Raw genomic sequence first — 20,249 nt, forward strand, 5'->3', positions numbered from 1 at the left:
AAAAAAACCTACATATTGAGCTAAGTTCAGCTATTCATTTGATGATTTTTCAAACGAAGTTCCTTTGTTTTGTTTTCTATAGAATACAAAATGTCCTAAAAATCGTATTGTATTCGAAACAAAAAATACTAAAATTGTTTTGACTTTAGAGCAAAAAAATGAATCTTTGTAAATAATTGAGAACAAATCATGGAAAAACTATTCTCTTTTCAAAACAGCTTGTTAAGAAATATTAATCTGAATTTCAAAAGGTACTTGTATAACAATATCAATTTTGAAAATAGAATGATTGGTATAAAGGGAATTCGAGGTGTTGGAAAAACTACATTAATGCTTCAGTATTTGAAAACTCAAAACTTGGAGACATCGCTCTATGTGACGTTAGACCATCCATATTTTTATCAAAATGATTTATTATCAACTGCTGAAGAATGGAATAAACTAGGCGGCACTTTATTGATAATAGATGAAGTACATAAATACAAAAACTGGTCACAGGAATTAAAAAATATTTATGACGGCTTACCAAAAATGAAAATTATATTTTCTGCATCTTCAGCATTAGATATTTACAGAGGAGAAGCCGACTTAAGTAGAAGGGTATTGACTTATTACCTTCATGGTTTGTCTTTTAGAGAATATTTGGCATTTAACAGAATAGCGGAATTACCATCAGTAGAATTGTCTGAAATTGTGCAAAATCACGTAAAAATAGCCATGTCCACGTTGGATATCTTGAAGCATCCTCTAATTCAATTCAAAAATTATTTAAAATATGGCTACCTGCCAATCGCAAATAAGATTTCAAGTCAAAGTCAAGAAGATGAATACCTTACCAAGATTTTTCAAATAATTGATGCCACATTAGCTTATGACATGGCATTTATAAACGAATACTCTGTTATACATCAAACTAAAATAAAAAAACTATTATCAATTTTAGCAGACTCCGTACCATATGTTCCAAATACATCTGAACTAGCAGCCAAGCTTGAATTGAGCAGAAATACGCTATTAATGTTTTTGGAGCATTTGCAAAAAGCCGCTTTGATAAACAACATTTCCAAAATTGGTAAAGGGACATCAACTCTTCAAAAACCAGACAAAATATTGCTTGAAAACACAAACTTTAGTTATGCTCTTACCCGAAATCCAGTTGAAGGAACATTAAGAGAGACATTTTTCATAAATCAAGTGAAAAATATGAACCTAAAGGCAGAATTAGCAGAACAAGGAGATTTTGTTGTTGATGGAAAATATACATTTGAAGTTGGAGGCAAAAGTAAAAAGCAGAAACAAGTAGAAGGGGTACCTAATTCATATATTGTAAAAGACAATATTGAAGTTGGATACGGAAAAAATATTCCACTTTGGTTATTTGGTCTAATGCAATGAATTTTGATTAACAAATTCGAAGCATACGTAAAATCGCTCTACTTTTTTGCCATGAAATAAAAACCAATTGTGGCTGAAAGGGCGATTCCTCCAAGTGTAATAATCAATGCATCATAGCCCAAAAGGGCGATTACTTGCGTTCCTAAAAGTGGAGAAATAATCTGTGCTATTGGCCAAGACATGGAATATACCGCTGAATATTGACCAAGATTATGACCTTTGGCTCTTTCTAAAGAGAAAGTATTCATAAAAGGCAGAGCGAAGATTTCAGAAAAAGTACCGAAAGTAATTCCAATAAGCAACCATCCAAAACTTCTCAAATAATAGTACATGAAATAGTTTATTACTAGAAGCACACACCCAAAAAATATAAATTGCATTTTTGTGTATTTCTTCTCCAACTTATATATCAAAATCATTTCAACAGCAGCCACCAATAGGCCATTTAGGCCCATTAAAAGTCCGATTTGTTGTTCATCAATATTGCAGGCTTCTTTATAAAAAACTGGCAAAACAGTAAAAAGTGGAGAAAAAGACATCACATAAATAGTCGATAATCCCACAAAAATCAGAAAATAGGTATCTCGCCAAGGAGAATCTTTTTTGTTAAGAGCTTTTTGTTCTTTACTAATTTTCGGCGTTTTTACAACTTTAGTTCTTAGAAATTGCCATACCAAACCCGCTGCCAAAATATTGGTAATGCCGTCTGCATAAAAAAGGTAATCGTAATTTCTGGAAGCAAAAAAACCACCTAAAACTGGCCCAACTGCCCAACCCAAGTTTATAGCTAAACGTACCAACGAAACGGACCTTGTGAAGTTTTCAGGTTTACAAAAATGGGAAATACTTACCGTATTTGCAGGTCGGTATGCTTCTCCAAATATAGCCAAAACAAAAACTCCTGCACATAAATATTCGAAAGTTTCTAATCTAACCACTACAAAAAACAGCAATCCGCCTATGCCCAAACTTAGTAATTGTACCAAATAATGCCCAAGCAAATCGGTTAGTTTACCGCCTAGCCAAGCTCCAACAATAGCTCCTGCACCAAACATCATCATTACGTATCCTGCGTGCTCGATACTGTAGTGGAGTTTTTGGGTTGTGTAAACCGACATAAACGCCACTACCATGGTACCTGCTCGGTTTATGAGCATTACCAAGGCCAATAACCAAATCTTGGGGGACAATCCGCTATAAGCGTTTTTAAAAAGCATCAGAGTATTTAGAGTTAATTTCTAAATCAAAAAAATCAATTAGAGGTTCAATTCTATCAATTATTTTCAAAGAAAATTAAATAAACATGTTTTCTAAATTCACATAATTGGGAAATGATTTTGGTTTTTGTAATTATAAGGTTGTTTTTTGTAAAAAAATTAGCAATTCCATTTCCCTATGCTCCTGCCTTATTTCAATAAAAATTACATAGAAGCTGGCCTTGATGAGGCAGGACGAGGATGTTTGGCGGGTCCAGTAGTGGCTGCGGCAGTGATTTTGCCAAAAGACTATGAACATCCATGGCTCAATGACTCCAAACAGCTCAACAAAGATCAAAGACTAGAACTGAGAACTGAAATTGAAAAAAGTGCATTAGTTTGGGCAGTAGCAGAAGCCACAAACCAAGAGATAGACCAAATAAACATCTTGAAAGCTAGTTTTTTAGCTATGCACCGTGCCGTTGAAAAAATTTCTGAAAAAATAATACCGGAGCATCTGCTCATTGATGGGAACAGATTTACGCCATTTCCCATGATTCCTCATACATGTATCATAAAAGGCGATGGTAAATATCTTTCAATAGCTGCAGCGTCCATTTTAGCGAAAACTTATCGTGACGAAACAATGGAAGCATTAGCTCTCGAATATCCTCGTTATGATTGGCAAAAAAATGCTGGTTACCCAACTATTTTTCATAGAAAAGCCATTTTAGAATATGGCTACACGCCGCACCATAGATTAACCTTCAAAGTTAGGATTTAGTAATTCTTGTATATAAATTTATAATTTATTAATAAAGGCGTAATATTAAATAGTTATCATCCAATTTGAAAGGAACAGTTTTTGATAAAGTTTATTATTAAAACAAATTATTCTAAAATTATGACCCCAAAAAAACCATTTAACTTATTGTTTGTAGCAATGGTTATTTCTTTGGTTTTTCATGGAACACTCTTCTTTTTTACTGTAGATTCCACTTACGATGCTTTCGTACATATGTTTTTTGGAGATCACTACGCAAGAAATTGGTTTGATACATGGGATAATCGATGGTATACAGGTTTTAATGTTACCAGCTATCCTCCTTTAGTTCACCAACTTACTGGTTTTCTATCTAAATTTATTGGTTTGCGAAATGCATTCTTACTTTTGGCTGCCATTGTTATGCAGATACTCATGGTAGGTATGTACAGATTTTCATTGCTATGGACCAATCGCAGAGCTGCTGGATATGCTGCAATTTTGACATGTTTTGGAGCTTCTATAAACGAGGCGTTTCATCTATTTGGACAAATTCCTACACTTTTTGGAATAGCTTGCCTTCTCAACTCTCTACCTGAAATATATAGATGGATTAGATATGGAAAAATTTATCGATTAGCTACCGCCATAACTATAATGGGAGTTGGTGTAACATCTCATCATGTAACAACAATTTTTGGTATGGTGTTTTTTGTTGCTCCAGTGATCGGTCTTGCTGTTTTGGATTCTATTTTAGCAAAAGGTTCATTTAAACAATCTGAAAATAATCAAAGTTATAGTACGCGTGTTAGCCATCAACAGCAAGTATATAATTTTAGCTTTTTTGATATATTAGCCGAAGTACGTATTAAATGGAAAGAAATAGTAATTTTTGGTGCTTGTGTCCCTATTATTATGTTACTTATTTTTCCATATTTTTATTGGTCAGCAACAGACCCTATTACTCAGGTATCAATACCTCATGGCTCAAGAGATTCATTCATAAAAGTTCCATCATCTGGATTAATGTTTTTCTTAATTCCTTTAGGTGTACAATTATTACTACTACCTTATATTTTTTCTAGAGTTTGGACCAAAAGAAATATGTTTATTGGACTCTCCTTTACACTATTATTTATATTAGGTACAGGTGGGACTACCCCAATTCCTATTATGATGCTAGGAAAAAACGCCTTTAATATTTTAACACTAGACAGATTTACATTTTGGGCATCCATTATTGGTACTCCGTTTCTTGGTGAATTCTTCTATCGAGTAGTTGAGGGAGATTATCGAGATATATTAAGGAGAAAATATGGAACCATCGTCTACAGACTATTTGCCGGCTTTTTAGGTGGAACAGTGGCCGTTTTAACAATTTTCATTGTTAGTCTTGGTAATTTCAGACCATTACAGCCACCCAAAATTGACATAAAACCTATTGTTCAGTTTCTAGAAAGAGATAACCATGACCATTGGAGATACATGACACTTGGTTTTGGCGACCAGATGGCCTGGCTTTCAGCTCAAACTAAGGCTCAATCAGTTGATGGAAACTATCACTCGGCTCGCAGGCTGCCTGAAATGACGACGAGGCCTCTTGAACGTCTAGAAAACTCAAAATTTAAAGGAATTGAAGGCATAGGTTCACTACAGCAGTTTTTGACCGTTCCAGAGAAATATTTTCTGAAGTTTATTTTCTCTAACGACAAGTTTTATGACCCTATTCTATATTTTTCTGGATGGGAAAGAGTGCAAAGACTTGAAAATGGAATAATGGTTTGGCAGAAACAAGACATCCCTCCACTGCCTACCGTTTTACCAAGAAAAGACTTGCCAAAAATCATCAAACTTTGGTGGGGAATTATGCCATTTTTCTCTCTGACCATAGCCTTTTTAGTTAACTTCGTATTACTTTGGTATAGTAAAGTTAGGAATTTGTCTTTTTATGATGATGGATATAATGACTCAGATGATATTGTTGTCCCGCCGCTCAGAAAAATGACCCTTTATTTCCTCGGAGCATGGATTTTTGTTGTGGTAACTATTGTAACATATGTTTCCTTTAAAATCGCTAGCTTTAGTCCCTACCAAAGCCCCAAAGACGTTGTGGTGGCCTATTATGATGCTGTTGATTTTAAATATTTTGAAACTGCTCATAGTTATTTTGATCCTTCTGATCGACCTGAATTTGACGATTATTTTGTTAAACTCTCTGTCGAAGATGGCATATTGGCATCTTATGCCAAGCTAAACAATCTTAAAGTTGACTTAAAAAAAATTACTGAGACTAAATATGAAGCTCATATAGTAGCCGAATGGATTACTCCTGTTGAAGAATATTTTACTGAAGCCACACATATCGTAATCAAAAACAAAGGAAAATGGTATCTGAAAGCCCCCAAATTTGATTTAAGTATACCCGCAGACCAGTTTATGATAGAAAAGGCTCAAGGTATACATGGCCATGGTAAAAGACAAGCCGGCACATCTCCAACGCAGCATGATGATGTGTTGGATAGACCTGAGTTACAAATTTTAAATGCCAGTTTGGTAAAAATGGACAGTAGTTATTTTGTAATTGGGGAGCTCCAAAATGTAGATGCATATCCTGCACATATCACCATCAGTGCTCAATTATATGACAAAAACAACCGAAAACTCGTAAGTTATAATGCTAAGTTTGCAACGATTCATCGTATTCTACCCCTTGAAAAAATACCTTTCAAGGTAGCGTTTGAATCAACGGCTTGGAATTACAAAAATGAGGAAAAATCTATTAAATTTAATCCAAATGAATTTAGTCCTTTTAAATATAGTTCGGCTCCGACTCAATTCAAACTTTTAGCAAGAGCTGTAGTAGATAAAAATGATTTGTATAGGTCTTATGATATTCAGAACCTTAAAGCTACTAAAAATCATTTCGAAGGGTCACTATTAAACTATGGAACAGAGGAAATAAGTGTACCTAAACTTTTAATAGCTTATTCGGATGCAAAAGGTGACCTCACATGGCTTGATACTTATTTTATGAGAGAGGGGGTTCGTCCTCAAAGGAAAAGAGATTTTAAGTTGCCTTTCATTAACTTTAAAGACTTTGCCGTAATCAAAATCGGCGAAAATAAAGATTTCTTTGTTAATGGGTTGCCCAATGTGGAAGTGTTGAATAAAAAATTAATGAAAGAAGATGGAATAAAATACAAAGCAGGTTGGATAAAGATTATTCCCGATGGATACATAGCAAACCCAACTTTATATTAAATGTTAAAAAACGCATACATACGAGTTAGTGGATTAGCATTAGTAATACTATTGCTTGTTTTTGCTGTTTTCAAATATTTGAGAAATAAAGAAACGGTTTTAGAATCATTTAAGTTTGAGCCGGTCTTAAATCAAATACCTGCTAGATTTAAAGCCAATGATAAACTTGCAATTGAAATTAAAGCATCAAAAGGATGTATTTTAAAAGCCAATGTGATTTGGGGCACATTGGTCTTTAGTTTAGATTCTGCCTTGGTTTTACCCAACAGTATTGTTTCTGAGGCTGGTATTCACAAATTGAGCATATGGTGTAATAGTGTAAAAAAGGAAGAAAAAAGAATTGAGGTTTTGCCAAACGAAAGCTACGGAATCTTATCATCCTATATAGGCTCCAAATCCATACCAGCAGATGGCGGCATACACTGGTCTATGCTAACGGTATTACCAGTAGATAAATATCACAACATAATAGACGATGGTAGTAAAATAACTATTAAATCTACTAGACCAAATGGCTCATATCTTGAAGCTGAACCAATAACTAAAAACGGCATAGCTTATTTAAAAATAAAGAGTCAGCAAAACATAGGTAAAACATTTTTAGCTTCAAGCACTGAACTTTCAGATAGTAAAGAAAAAGAACTTTTGGAATTACCCAACATTCCTAATTCATTTAGTCTATTTACAAATACAAAATTATTGGTAGCAGATGGGAGACAATATTTTAAAGTTACTACTTCTGACATTTTAGATAAATTTGGCAACCGAGTATCAGATGGAGTATTGCTTAGGTTTATAGTTGTGGATCAAGACGGATTACAGAGTATTTATAGGTCATTTGTAATGGACGGAAAAGCATCCGTTAATCTAAAAAATCCTGCTAAAAAAGGAAATATTAAAATTTATGCTGTAGTGGACAATGTTTTAAAAAGTGAAAGTATATCGCTAAATGTTCAGCCGTATGTATCAGATTTTAAACTCAGTTTTATTGCTAAAAATTTCGCCTTAAATATCGGTCCAGTTCTGGCAAAGATGGGCCAGTATGTTTCAGATGGTACAGAAGTTAAAATATATAAAAATAAGAAGAATAATGAGTATACTACATTTCTGAAGGACGGCGTTGCGACTTTTGATTTATTTAAAAAATCCGAAATAGGAGATACTTTAACCGTAGAGATTGGTGGTGTTTCTAAAGAAATTATTGTTTTATAAATGATAAAAAACGAAAAAAATACTTTTAAAATTTTTCTGATATTAGGAGTAATAATATTGGTGAGTATCCTCACTTACGGAGTTGCTCAAATATGGGTGTTTTTGAGTGTAAGTAGAACTAATAGCGAAATGTTTTTAGAGGTGAAAGATACCCCTGATATATATACACCAAAATTGACATGGCTGCCAGACGAGCCTGTTGAGAGGCCAATGGAAGACTTTACTAGGGATATTCTCAAAAAAGATTATATTCGGGCATTATATCAAAGAAACCTCGCTCTTCTTTCAGGAGATACACTACTTATTCAAGATTATTTTACCGAACTAGGCAGAGAAAAACTTAAAAAGTCTATTTCAAAAGATAAAGGAATAATAAAGGAACACATAGAAATTGAGCATAATCTTCAGTTAAATTACTATTCAGCGGATGGGCAAATTGTTGGGTTTTTAGACAATGCCTCTGTGGAGGTAGAGAGAGTCTGGAACAAAGACAAAAAAATGCTCGCATATGAGATAGTTACCTTAAGTTATCAAGTGATTATGATTTTGGAAGATGGCTACTGGCGAATTCATAATTTAAAACAAGTAGAGGTTTTGCCAGTTAAACCCTCTTTAAACCCTCTTCAGAAAGGATCTTCTAAAGCTGAGTACTTAACCAAACTTAAAAATGCAAAAGGCATAAATTACTATCCTCAAGAGGCCCCATTTAAGGACTTTTGGATAAATTATGATTCTGTCCAAATAGTAAAAGATTTTAATCTTATAAAAAAACTTAAGTTTAATTCAGTTAGAATATTTATAAACTATGAGCAGTTTGGAAAAGGAAATGTAATTCCAGAAATGCTGGATCGATTACATCATTTATTAGATATAGCTCAACAAAACAAAATTTCTGTTATATTAACTTTGTTTGATTTCAATTCAGACTTTAATTTATTTAATTTTCCAGCTACTGACCGCCAGTTAGAAACCATTCTTAAAACATTTAAAAACCATCCTGCGATAGTAGCCTATGACCTTAAAAATGAGCCTGATATAGACTACAACTATCAAGACTCTACCTTAGTAAACCAATGGTTAGATTTTGTTATTTCGAAAGCAAAAATATATGACCCAGAACGACTAATTACTATAGGGTGGTCCAACGGTATTGAAGCTTTAAAGTTTAAAGACAAATTAGACTTTATTTCTTTTCACTTTTATAAATCACCAAAGATTTTAGAAGAAGACCTTGGTTTTTTGACTGTAAATGCCCCTGAAAAAATGGTGGTAGTAAGCGAGTTCGGCAAGTCTACCTACCAAAGTAAAATTTTGCCTATTGGCAACTCTAAATCTCAAACATTTAATGATATAGCAAATGTTTACACAGTTTTAAAAAACCAAAATACCCCTTCGTATTTCTGGACTCTTTATGACTTTAAAGAAGTATCAAGCGATGTAGCTGGTCGAATGCCCTGGCAAAAAAATCCTCAAAAGTTTTTTGGACTTTTAGATATAAACGGAAAACCCAAAAGTGCCCTTTCGATTTTTGAGAAAAACATTAGAGACTATAATCCAAGTTTTTTAGATAATATTCCTCCTTTTATGATTTCGTATTTGGTTCTTGGTGCGATTTTTGCACTTATACTTAGAAATTTTACAAAACTTAAAAGCATTTTTGGGTACTTAAAAAACTATAAATTTAAAGGCTTAAAAGAAATTTTTAAAAAATAACTGTCTAACTACATGCAGAAGAAATTAAAGTTGGCTATTGTAACCAGCTATCCACCTAGTAAAAGGACTTTGAATGAATATGGTTTTTATTTAGCCAATCATTTTAAACTTAAAACAGACGATTATTCTGAAATTTTACTTTTAACTGACAAGCTACCTGAAGGCCAAAAATTTGAATTCCCGGCCGAAGGTGTAAAAATGGCGGCTCAAGAGGTTTGGGATTTTAATAAAATAACAAATCCACTTAGTATATTAAGTGCTATACGAAAATTCAAGCCCGATGTAGTCCTTTTTAATATTCAATTCCTGTCGTTTGGAGACAAAAAAGTTGCTGCCGCTTTGGGTTTAATAACACCTTATTTATCCAGACTATTTGGCTTTCCTTCGGTAGTATTATTACATAATATACTTGAACAAGTAGACTTAAATGCTGCTGGAATTACGGAAAATAAACTTCTGGCCTCTGTCTACAATTTCATTGGAGGTGTACTCACCAGAATAATCTTAAAAGCCAATATACTAGGTGTTACTATCCCTAAGTATGTAACTATTTTAGAATCAAAATATAAAGCAAAAAACGTTGCCCTTTTACCCCATGGTAGTTTTGAGCTTCCTCCATTGCCAAGTTTCGATTTAGTAGACGGACCTATGCAAGTAATGGCATTTGGCAAGTTTGGCACTTACAAGAAAGTTGAGATGATGATTGAATCTGTTGAACTTATTAGGTCTAGAACCTCGCTAAATTTGGAAATAGTGGTCGCAGGAACTGACAGTCCGAATACTCCTGGATATTTAGATAGTGTACAAAAACAATATAGTTGGGTTAAAAACCTTCGATTTACGGGATATGTGGCAGAAGAAGATGTACCTAAGATCTTTGGTGAAAGTGCTGTAGTTGTTTTTCCTTATACATCTACAACAGGTAGTTCGGGTGTCCTTCACCAAGCTGGAAGCTACGGCAAACCTGCGATAATGCCAAACCTAGGCGACTTAGCTATGTTGGTACAAGACGAAGGCTACGCGGGAGAGTTTTTTGAGCCAGACTCTAAAGAAAGTTTAGCAGATGCTATACAGAAAGTATTAGAAGATGAACAATATAGGATCAAGTTAGCTAAACAAAATTATTTTGCAGCGGCATCACTTCCAATGTCCGATTTGGTAGATTGGTACAATCTACACTTTCAGACGCTTGTAAAGTAAGATTTAGACAAAAAAATCATTAAACTATATTAAGCTGGATTTCATCTTTATAAGAATGTGATTCAGTTTTTTAGGCTTTAATAATGGCTTTTGTACAGTAAAACTTTCATTTAATTCCATAAAAATTGCTTCAATAAAATTTTTTGACAAAAAAACCGAAGCAAATAAAAGCTTATGCTGTAAATATATGGAAGAATACAAGTTCTAAATCATTTAAAATTCTAGAAGTAAATCACCACGATTGCTATGTTCAAAGAATCAATTTATAACACAAAAAATATATTTTCAAATATTAATTCCCAATCAAACTAACGATTTGCCAAAGTCAGCAGGGAGCTTTAGTAGTTTTTTAATTCTAAGTACCACTTGATTTAGACCCATTGGCTTCTCAATATAGTCATCAGCACCTAAGTTAAATGCTTTAAGAATGGTAGCATCGTCTTTGATACCTGACATTATGATTATAGGTATTTTTGATTTTTTTACATTTCTAATGTAATCTATCACCTCAAACCCCGTCATTATTGGCATATGAATATCCATTATTACCAAATCAGGGTTTTTATCATTAAAAATATCAATGGCACTTTGACCATTATTGGATCCATGCACAACAAAACCAACCTCATTTAAAATGTGAGTCAATGATTTTAGTACAATTGGTTGATCGTCAGCTGCTAAAATTATCATATATAAAAGTTTCTTTAAATAATTTACATCAATAATTATTCCATTTTTTAAACCAGATTAACTTATACAATTAATGTTTTATTGTAATAATTTGTTACGATTTAAAAATTCCTGCTGTTGAATTTCAGTGGTAAAAATTTCTCTATAAATCCACACTTTAAAAATTGAAATCTTTAAAAAAAACCAAAACAATTGACTTTAAATCAACTTTAGTTTAGCCTATTTTAAAAGACAATATCTATATTTTTATCTTTTTGTAAAATAGCTGATACAAAACCATTAGGATCAATAAGATCCCCATAAGAATAATTTGAACATAAATCACTTGTTCGAAATTTGCATGGTAGATATATAAAAACAATATTTGCAAGATTCCAAAGCCAATAGATAAATAAATAGGTAAGTGTCTATCGAGCGACATATGATAATACACGAACACGTTAGAGCCCGCAAAAAGTGATGTAGCTACGGCATATTTCCAAAGTAATGGTGCCACAGAAAGATATTGTGCTCCAAAAAGCGTATTCATTACCAAGTCTGGAAAAAGATAACAAATGCCTGTAATTACAGCAGCAATGGTCATCACCGTACCTAAACCGCCAAAGAATAGTGGCAGTGTGTTTTTACCTTCTTTCTCAAGTTTTATGACCATCGGAAAAAGCAAAGTAACTATAGTCCAAGTACCAAAATATACGATTCTTCCTACTAAAGCCAAAGCAGCATAGAGGCCAGCATCTGTGGGCTCAAAAAAGTGTTTTATCAGTACAATGTCACTATTGTTTATTAATATTTGACTGCACTCATAGACCAACACTACCTTAAAGAATGACATTATTGTTTTTTTATCAATAGTTTCACTGTCTGTTTTAGAGGCAGTAAATTTCTTTGAAATATACCACGTAGCTATAAGAGACAATAACAACGCAAAAGCCACTCCATTTACTCGAAAACCTAAATAAACCAACAGCAAAGTAAAAACTAAACGAACCCACATTTCAGACTGATAGGTCATCGCCAAGTTTTTGTAGGATAGTTTTCCTTGAAGGATACCTCTATTTACACTCATAAGTAAATAAAACGGCATAGAAATTCCAAAAATAATATAAGGAGCTATTGAATTTAAACGAAAATAGTTTTTCGAAAGAAAGACCAGAACCACAAAGCCAATAGCCAGAGCAAAGCCTCCTCTGATTGCTTTATGGTTTAAAAATATCAACAATGGATAGGAGGATTTAGGTGGAGAAAGTGCCTCAAATGTTGCCGTAAACTTTGCTGCAGTTAGTTGAAATGCCAAAGCAAAAAAAGAAATAATAAGCAAGAGTGTTACTATAAGACTAACCTCTGAAAAATCTGCAGGGCCAAGCCATCTGCCTAAAAGAAGGTTAATAGCATAGTTGCCTGCATTTACTATAAGGGTACTTGCGAACAGAAAACTAGCATCAGTTATAAGTGCCTTGCTTTTAATATGCATACTTCAATTACTCAATAGTTATGACACTTATAGAAGAATTCAGTTTTGTTAGGTTAATTAGATTTGCCAATTGACTATTTTTTTTGACTGAAATTGATAAGGTTTTACCAAATCCTAGCAAGATTTTTTGAGTTGTGGCTAATGCATTTATACCGGTAATGTCCGCCGTTCTTACGTTTACCATATCTATTGAGATAGATTCTTTTTTTAATGCGTCTACGTTAAGAACCTTTTTCCACTTTAATGCTTCTTCTGTAGAAAAATCGCCTGAAATATTAATTTGATGAGCCATTTTTTAATAGTTTCTTACAATTGTTAATAATTGATTAAATATTTTCAAAGAATCTTTAAATGAAAGCTTAGAGCCATCCTCGTGAATCCATCTCTTCAATGGTTGCTCGCAAATAACCTGTAATACTTTGTCTTTTCCGAAGAATTTTTTCATCCTTAAAAACAACTCGACATCAAAAATCCAACGGGTTAGAAATGGTTCATTGAAAAGGTTTTCTGCGACGTCCCTCGTAAAAATTTTTGCACCACATTGCGTATCCTGAAACTCCATTCCTAGAATTTTTCTGATAATAAAATTGATACCTTTACTAATAAATCCCCTCGAAGATTGCTTTATTATTTGAGCCCCCATTCTACTTATTCTTGACCCAGCCACCAATTTAAAATCTGAATTTGAAATGGTGGACGCTAAGTCCTCAAAATCATCAAAATTGGTAGATAAATCCGCATCCAAAAATCCAATATAATCCAGACTTGGGTCTTTTATTAGATGAAGGACACCTTGCCTAACAGCTTCCGCTTTACCTCCATTTTGAACACAATCATATACAGTAATTGTGTTTTTATGCTCTTTTTCGAAAGATTTTAAAACTTCTAGGGTGCCATCTGAGCTACCATCATTAACAAAACAAAGCATGTAACCATGATTGTTGTTGATAAAATGTGCAAAGTCCTTTGTTTTAAGTCTAGATTCTTCATTATAGCACGGAATAACCACTCCAATACCATTTTTTTTCAAAATTCCCGAAGATTTTGAAGAATCATTATCTCCAACCAAAATTGGAATTTTCAAAAGTCTTTTGACTCTTACTGCTACTTCGTTTAATCCAACTGGTTTTTCTATGTAATCATCCGCACCTAAATTAAAAGCCTCGAGGATGGTTTTTTCTTCATCATTACCAGACATTATAATAATCGGAATTTCAGATTTCATAATTGTCCTGATATGCTTTATAACTTCAAACCCCGATTTTTCGGGCATATTTAAATCTAAAATAGCAAGATCTGGCTTATGTTCGTTAAAAAAATCAATTGCTTGCTGCCCATCAATTGCTCCAAAAACCTCAAACCCTACTTCTTCAAGTTTGTGTTTTAATGATTTTAGAATAATTGGTTGGTCATCGGCTGCCAATATTTTCATATTATGTAAATTAGATTTTGTTTATTTGTAGTCAAAAACTGTACCATTAATGCCTTTTACATTGTCGCATGTCGTGGCTGTACTACCTTTTCGCCATCAAGTTAGGAAGTATTTTTCAATTTCCGGATTAATTATGGGGAGCATGGCTCCTGATTTTGAATTTTTCCTTCGAAACACATTATACGGTATTTGGGGACATACATTTAAAGGCATTTTCTTTTTTGATTTGCCTATTTCAATATTACTCTGTTTAATTTTTCACTATTGGGTACGTGACAAATTGATATTATTTAGTCCTAATTTCATAAAATCAAGGTTTATCGACTATTTAGGTTTTGACTGGACTGATTACTTAAAGTCTCATTTAATAAAAGTTATTTTCTCTGTTTTAGTTGGAATTTTGACTCATTTTGTTTGGGATAACATAACACATGAACCAAATTATGTATCACCATTTTACTTGTCTTTTTTGAGTGAGAATCTTTATTTTAAGAATTTTTCGATGCCTGTCTATTTATTTTTGCAAATTCTTAGTTCAATTCTTGGTTTGGTAGGATTTTTGCTAGTAATTTTTAGGCTACCTATGAAAAATTTAAAATCTGAAAACAACCAAAATCATACAAATAGATTTTGGGCTTTAGTTATTCTATTTTCTTCGATAATTTTTACTTTTAGATATTTGATAGGTATTCCTGATGAAAAACCAATTGGACAGTTTATAGTCATATCAATAGGTTCTAGTTTGTATGCTTTAACGCTAGTTTCGATATTTTATCCGAAAAAACATGAAAGTCCTTTTTAGGGTAAGTTTTTTTCTTTTCTTTTTCCAAACTATTTCTTTGGCCCAGAACCCTATGGAAAGTGGGTTTGAAATGCTTGAAAAAGGAGAGTTTAAAAACGCTACGGTTTTTTTTGAAAACTATCTTAAAATAGACCCCCAAAACCCAACCGCTCAACTCTGTTATGGAAGAGGTTTGGGCTTGTCTGGAAATGCAGACAAAGCTCTGTTGATATTTGAAGAGCTTAGAAAAAAAAGCCCAGAAAGTTATGAAGTAGCTTTAAATATAGCTGAAGCATATATGTGGAATAAAGACTTTTTAACTGCAAAAAGTAACTATGAAACACTCGTAAAAAAAGACTCCTCGAGCTTTTCCGCCAATTTAGGTCTAGCCAATGCAAATTCAGAACTAAAGGATTATGATGCCGCTTTGAAGTACATAGGGAAAGCTCTCCAAATACAGCCCACAAATGCCAATGCACTTACTAGTCAAAAATACATGTATTTGGGAAAATCAGCCGCTATGATGGGTATAGGGAATAGAGATGAATCCGAAATGCTTTTAATGAAAATTTTAGAAAATAACCCTGAAGATGAAGATGCAATTATAAATATTGCTACACTATATTCAATAATGAGTAAATATGAGGAGTCTCTGGTCAATTATAACAAATTGTTGACCTCAAGTACAAAAAAAGTAGACGCTGCCATTGGAATCGCCCATGTAAAAAACAAACAAAAAAAGAATTCGGAGGCCTTGGAATGGATGCAGAAGGCTATTAGTCTGTCAGATACGAGCACCTCTTTCAAAGCTCAAATGGGGTACGTTGATGCCCTTGGCTGGAACAAAAGATTCAAGGAAGCATTTGCAAAAATTTCTGAATTAGAGATAGCTTTTCCTAAGGAAAAAGAAGGTACTTTGGCTGCAAGGGGTAGAATTGGTATTTGGAGCAAAGGTTTTAAAGTTGGGGCTAGTTATTATTTAAAATTATTGGAAATAAGTCCGAAGTCATTCGAAGGAAACTTGGGTTTTGCTGACGCCAACCATGCTATGGGAATGGATAATAAATCATTTGAGTATGTCAGAAAAACATTAGGATATTATCCGAATCAAATTGATGCCACACAGTTTTTAAATAGGCTATATATGGGCCATGACCCCAATTTTACGCCAAAAGTATTTTTCAGCAAAGACAATGGAGGCAATGCCTCTCAAAACATTTCGCTAAAAGGGTCTATTGACCCTTCAGCATTAACCAATACTTTTATACAATATTATCAAAGAGAAGTATATAATATCAATCAAGAAAAAGCCGACAGAAATTCTATAATAGTAAAGCAAGTAACCGTTGGGGCTTCAAAAAGGCAAAATGGTTTTTTGAAATATGGAGGAGCTTTGTCTTTAATTCAAGCTCCCGTTGGAAATTCTCTTGTGACAGACATCAATACAGAATGGAAAGCAGGCAAGTACCAAATTATTGAATTAAATTATAGGGGTGAACTGCAAACTTTTAATGCTGACCTCATAAATCAAAATCTGAAACAAAAAAACCTAAACTTAAATTATAATCTGTTTTTACCAAGCAAAATTGGCCTTTATAGCCAACTTATTCATACTAATATTTCAGATGGGAACAATAGAAATTTAATTTTTGCTTCCCTTTATTATTTGGCTCTCGAAGCTCCAGTTCTTAAGTTTGGTGTAAATTATGGTGGCTTCGGCTTTAAAAACCAAGTTCCATTATTATACTTCAGCCCAGATAAGTTTCGAAACTACGAAGTTTTTGTAGCTGCAGAAAACTTAGGAAAGCCGAAAACTAAATTTATTTATCAGGCCACGATTGCAAAAGGGTTCCAAAAAATTTCGTCAGAAAAGTACCAAGGAATATATCGATTTGATATAAAGAGTGGTCTGAAAATTACACCTAGAATCCACGCATTATTGTACTATTTAAAATCAAATTCGGCTGGGTCAAGTGTTCAGGGATTTACTTATAGTGAATGGGGAATAAATGCAGGTTGGATAATCAATAAACATACTTTTTAAAAAAAAATTATATGAAAGGAATAGTATTTACAGAGTTTTTAGAGATGGTAGAAGAAGGATTTGGCTATGAAATGGTTGATAAACTATTGACCGAATCGGACCTCCCGTCTAAGGGAATTTATTCAGCTGTGGGTACATATCCCCATTCAGAAATTATCACCTTAGTGGTGAACTTGCATAAAAACACACAAATTCCTCTATCTCAACTTTTGGAGGCTTTTGGCGAATATCTTTTCAATTCATTAATGAAAGCATATGGTCATATATTTCAAAATGTAAATGATGCTTTTGCCATGCTATCTAGCATAGAAACATACATTCATGTTCAAGTTAAAAAACTGTATCCAGATGCTCAATTACCAACTTTTAAAGTAGAAACAATAAGTGAAAATCAGATAATAATGTATTACACATCCGAAAGGAGCATGGGAGATCTTGCCATAGGATTGATAAATGGTTGTTTAAAGCATTATAATGAATCAGCCGAAATAGTAAAAGAAGACTTAAACGAATCAGGAAGTAATGTGAAATTTGTGATTACTAAAAAGTAATGGAAGGAAATCAAAAAATAGAAATGTTAGAACGTCGCTTCGAGCGAGAAAAGCTAGCTAGAAAAGAAGCCGAGCGTATTCTCGAACAAAAAGCATTAGAGCTCTACCAAGCTAATAATAATCTCCTAAAGCTAAATGAGAGCCTAGAAGCTCAAATAAAAAAAAGAACCGAAGACCTAAATTCAAGTAGAATTAGGTATAAAACTTTAGTTGAGTCTGCTAATGAAATTGTATTTGAAGTCGATAAAAACTTTCAACTTTTATATGTAAATCCTGCGGCTTATCACTTATTGTTATATTCCGAAGATGAAATATCAACTATTACTTTTTTAGAACTTGTAGCCCCAACACATAAAGAAATTGTAAAAGAGTATATAGTAAACTGCCTCAAGAACAAAATAACTCAGGGTTATATAGAATTTCCAGTTCAAAAAAAGAACGGTGAAATAATTTGGTTAGGAGAAAACTTCCAACTTGATTTTATATTAGAAAACGATGTTTTGGTTTTCAATGGGATTAAAGCAATGGCTCGTGACATCACAGACATATACTATGCTCAGCTAAAATTAAAACTAAGTGAAGAAAAATATCGCCTAATAATGGAAAACATGGAGCTAGGCTTCATGGAAGTTGACTTAGAAGGAAAAATAGTCAGAGTTTATGATAGACTTTGTAAAATGACTGGTTATGAAGAAAGCGAATTAGTAGGTAAAATAGCTAATGAAGTATTTTTGACTGAAAAATATGTCTCCGTACTAAACCAACAAGACGAAAACAGAAAAAAAGGCGAAGTTGGAAGTTATGAGGTAGAAATGAAACGCAAAGATGGTTCATTGTTTTGGGTATTAATTAGTGGAGGACCAGTTTTTGATAACAAAGGAGAAATAATAGGTTCTGTAGGAATTCATTACGACATTTCAAATCAGAAAAAAATTCAACATGAATTAGCCATAGCAAAAGAACTGGCCGAAGCTTCTCAAAGGGCCGAACAATCGTTTCTGGCCAATATGAGCCATGAAATTCGTACTCCTTTAAATGCCATTATTGGTATGTCTCATTTATTGTTCGATACAAATCCCAGCCCTGAGCAAATCGAATATTTAGATATTGTTAAAAATTCAGCTAACTTCTTACATGCTTTGATATCAGATGTGCTTGACATGGCCAAAATAGAAGCAGGCAAAGTAGAAATAAAAAGATCAGAGTTTGATATTATTGGTGTTTTACGGACATTGCATAAAACCTATGAATTAAAATCTAGAGTTAAAGGTGTAAAAATATTACTAGAACTTGATCCAGACTTAAATACTCTTGTTATTGGTGATGAACTTATTCTAAATCAAGTATTAAATAACTTACTTAGCAACGCTGAGAAATTTACAGATCATGGAAACATTACATTATCTTTGAAAATTGGCGAAAAATTAGATGAAAATATATACATTTTAAACTTTGCCGTAAAAGACACCGGACATGGAATGGAGGAAGCAAAAGCTAAACTGGTTTTCCAAAAGTTTAAACAGATACATGAAAAAAACTCAATTAAGACCAAAGGGACTGGCTTAGGATTAGCAATAGTAAAAGAATTGATTGAGCTTCAAGGGGGAAATATTTATCTCGAAACAGAATTAAATATAGGGTCTACTTTCTTTTTTAATTTGCCATTCGAGGTTACTGCTAAGCCAGCTTCAAGAGAGACAAATTCATCATTAATTGAAGAATTTATTGATTTTGAAGAAAAAAACATTTTGATTGCGGAGGACAACCCAATGAACTTTAAGTATTTAAGTACTTTATTGTCAAAATGGCGTATTAAGTTTAAACATGCACACGATGGAAGAGAAGCAATAGAATTATTAATGTCAGATACTTTTGATCTAGTATTAATGGATATTCAAATGCCTTATGTTGATGGCTACGAAACAACAGTTTTTTTGAGACAAACACCAGGGCCAAATCAGCATATTCCAGTAGTAGCACTTACAGCTTCTGCAATGATCATTGAAAAAAACAAAGCCAAAGATGCTGGCATGGATAACGTTCTAACAAAACCCTTTACTCCAGATCAGTTAAAAAGAATTCTAGACCAATACTTAAATACAAACCGAAAAATAAAAATTGAAGATCAACCTATGCAAACTGAATATATTGATGAAAAAATAAATCAAGAGATAGTTGATGCGTATTTTGGAAATGATAATAATTTCAAGAAAATTGTTTTCGAAACTTTTTTAGAAGAAATTGAATATCAAATCGAAGAATTCAAGGAATTTAATTCATCAGAGAACTGGGGTGAAATTGCAAAACTAGGTCATAAAATGAAACCCTCTTTCGCAATGGTAGGCCTTAACAATACTGAAGCTCTTTTAAAAAGCATAGAGTCTGAAATTAAAGCAAATGGTATAAACGACCAAATAAAAAATAGAGCTAAATTATTCATTAATAATTTCCCTGAATTATTGAAATTAGTAAAATCAGAATATAATAACTTGAAAAATTAGTTTTTTTCTAAACTTTAATTGAAAACAAAATACCCTATT

General features: G+C 33.1%; 15 protein-coding genes. 10 read left to right on the forward strand and 5 right to left on the reverse strand.

Annotated features, from left to right (window positions below; translation table 11 throughout):
- Window positions 1–189 precede the first annotated feature (189 nt).
- Window positions 190–1,395 (forward strand): ATP-binding protein, encoded by a 1,206-nt coding sequence (locus tag EGI22_RS01920; RefSeq protein ID WP_255065952.1) that lies wholly within the window; start codon window positions 190–192, stop codon window positions 1,393–1,395.
- Window positions 1,396–1,433: 38 nt separating this feature from the next.
- On the opposite strand, the gene EGI22_RS01925 is transcribed toward EGI22_RS01920, so the two are convergent.
- Entirely contained in the window at window positions 1,434–2,612 is a 1,179-nt protein-coding gene (locus EGI22_RS01925; protein WP_255065953.1) for an MFS transporter, read from the reverse strand.
- A 178-nt stretch (window positions 2,613–2,790) separates the two neighbouring features.
- Here EGI22_RS01925 and EGI22_RS01930 point away from each other — a divergent pair, with 178 nt between their 5' ends.
- The 5 genes from EGI22_RS01930 to EGI22_RS01950 all read left to right on the forward strand — a co-directional run bounded on the left by EGI22_RS01930 (window position 2,791) and on the right by EGI22_RS01950 (window position 10,740).
- Window positions 2,791–3,375, forward strand: coding sequence for a ribonuclease HII (locus EGI22_RS01930; protein WP_255065954.1), 585 nt, complete (start codon window positions 2,791–2,793; stop codon window positions 3,373–3,375).
- Window positions 3,376–3,495: 120 nt separating this feature from the next.
- The gene (locus EGI22_RS01935; protein ID WP_255065955.1) at window positions 3,496–6,615 is read left to right on the forward strand and encodes a hypothetical protein; all 3,120 of its coding nucleotides are present in this window, start codon (window positions 3,496–3,498) and stop codon (window positions 6,613–6,615) included.
- Window positions 6,616–7,827, forward strand: a complete 1,212-nt coding sequence (locus tag EGI22_RS01940; RefSeq protein ID WP_255065956.1) for a hypothetical protein — start codon at window positions 6,616–6,618, stop codon at window positions 7,825–7,827.
- Window positions 7,828–9,540 carry a cellulase family glycosylhydrolase gene (locus tag EGI22_RS01945; RefSeq protein WP_255065957.1) on the forward strand — a complete coding sequence of 571 codons (1,713 nt, stop codon included), beginning with the start codon at window positions 7,828–7,830 and terminating at the stop codon, window positions 9,538–9,540.
- A 12-nt stretch (window positions 9,541–9,552) separates the two neighbouring features.
- On the forward strand, window positions 9,553–10,740 hold the full coding sequence (locus EGI22_RS01950; RefSeq protein WP_255065958.1) for a glycosyltransferase: 1,188 nt from the start codon (window positions 9,553–9,555) through the stop codon (window positions 10,738–10,740).
- Window positions 10,741–11,043: 303 nt separating this feature from the next.
- Here EGI22_RS01950 and EGI22_RS01955 read toward each other — a convergent pair whose 3' ends face one another.
- The 4 genes from EGI22_RS01955 to EGI22_RS01970 form a co-directional block, all read right to left on the reverse strand.
- A complete protein-coding gene (locus tag EGI22_RS01955) occupies window positions 11,044–11,430 on the reverse strand; it encodes a PleD family two-component system response regulator (protein WP_255065959.1) in 387 nt (128 codons plus the stop codon).
- Window positions 11,431–11,668: 238 nt separating this feature from the next.
- The gene (locus EGI22_RS01960) at window positions 11,669–12,901 is read right to left on the reverse strand and encodes an oligosaccharide flippase family protein (protein ID WP_255065960.1); all 1,233 of its coding nucleotides are present in this window, start codon (window positions 12,899–12,901) and stop codon (window positions 11,669–11,671) included.
- 7 nt (window positions 12,902–12,908) lie between these two features.
- Window positions 12,909–13,193: a hypothetical protein gene (locus EGI22_RS01965; RefSeq protein WP_255065961.1), complete on the reverse strand. Its 285-nt coding sequence runs from the start codon at window positions 13,191–13,193 to the stop codon at window positions 12,909–12,911.
- A gap of 3 nt (window positions 13,194–13,196) precedes the next feature.
- The gene (locus EGI22_RS01970) at window positions 13,197–14,333 is read right to left on the reverse strand and encodes a response regulator (RefSeq protein ID WP_255065962.1); all 1,137 of its coding nucleotides are present in this window, start codon (window positions 14,331–14,333) and stop codon (window positions 13,197–13,199) included.
- 49 nt (window positions 14,334–14,382) lie between these two features.
- On the opposite strand from EGI22_RS01970, the gene EGI22_RS01975 reads away from it, so the two are divergent.
- The 4 genes from EGI22_RS01975 to EGI22_RS01990 are packed head-to-tail and all read left to right on the forward strand — an operon-like array spanning window position 14,383 to window position 20,210.
- Window positions 14,383–15,135 (forward strand): DUF4184 family protein, encoded by a 753-nt coding sequence (locus tag EGI22_RS01975; protein WP_255065963.1) that lies wholly within the window; start codon window positions 14,383–14,385, stop codon window positions 15,133–15,135.
- Entirely contained in the window at window positions 15,119–17,158 is a 2,040-nt protein-coding gene (locus tag EGI22_RS01980; RefSeq protein ID WP_255065964.1) for a tetratricopeptide repeat protein, read from the forward strand. The genes EGI22_RS01975 and EGI22_RS01980 overlap by 17 nt, the downstream gene beginning before the upstream one ends.
- An 11-nt stretch (window positions 17,159–17,169) precedes the next feature.
- Window positions 17,170–17,709 carry a heme NO-binding domain-containing protein gene (locus EGI22_RS01985; protein WP_255065965.1) on the forward strand — a complete coding sequence of 180 codons (540 nt, stop codon included), beginning with the start codon at window positions 17,170–17,172 and terminating at the stop codon, window positions 17,707–17,709.
- A complete protein-coding gene (locus tag EGI22_RS01990; RefSeq protein ID WP_255065966.1) occupies window positions 17,709–20,210 on the forward strand; it encodes a PAS domain S-box protein in 2,502 nt (833 codons plus the stop codon). Before EGI22_RS01985 ends, EGI22_RS01990 begins: the two co-directional genes overlap by 1 nt.
- Window positions 20,211–20,249: the final 39 nt, after the last annotated feature.

The sequence above is a fragment of the Lacihabitans sp. LS3-19 genome, from assembly GCF_024343575.1.
Classification (GTDB): Bacteria; Bacteroidota; Bacteroidia; order Cytophagales; family Spirosomataceae; genus Leadbetterella.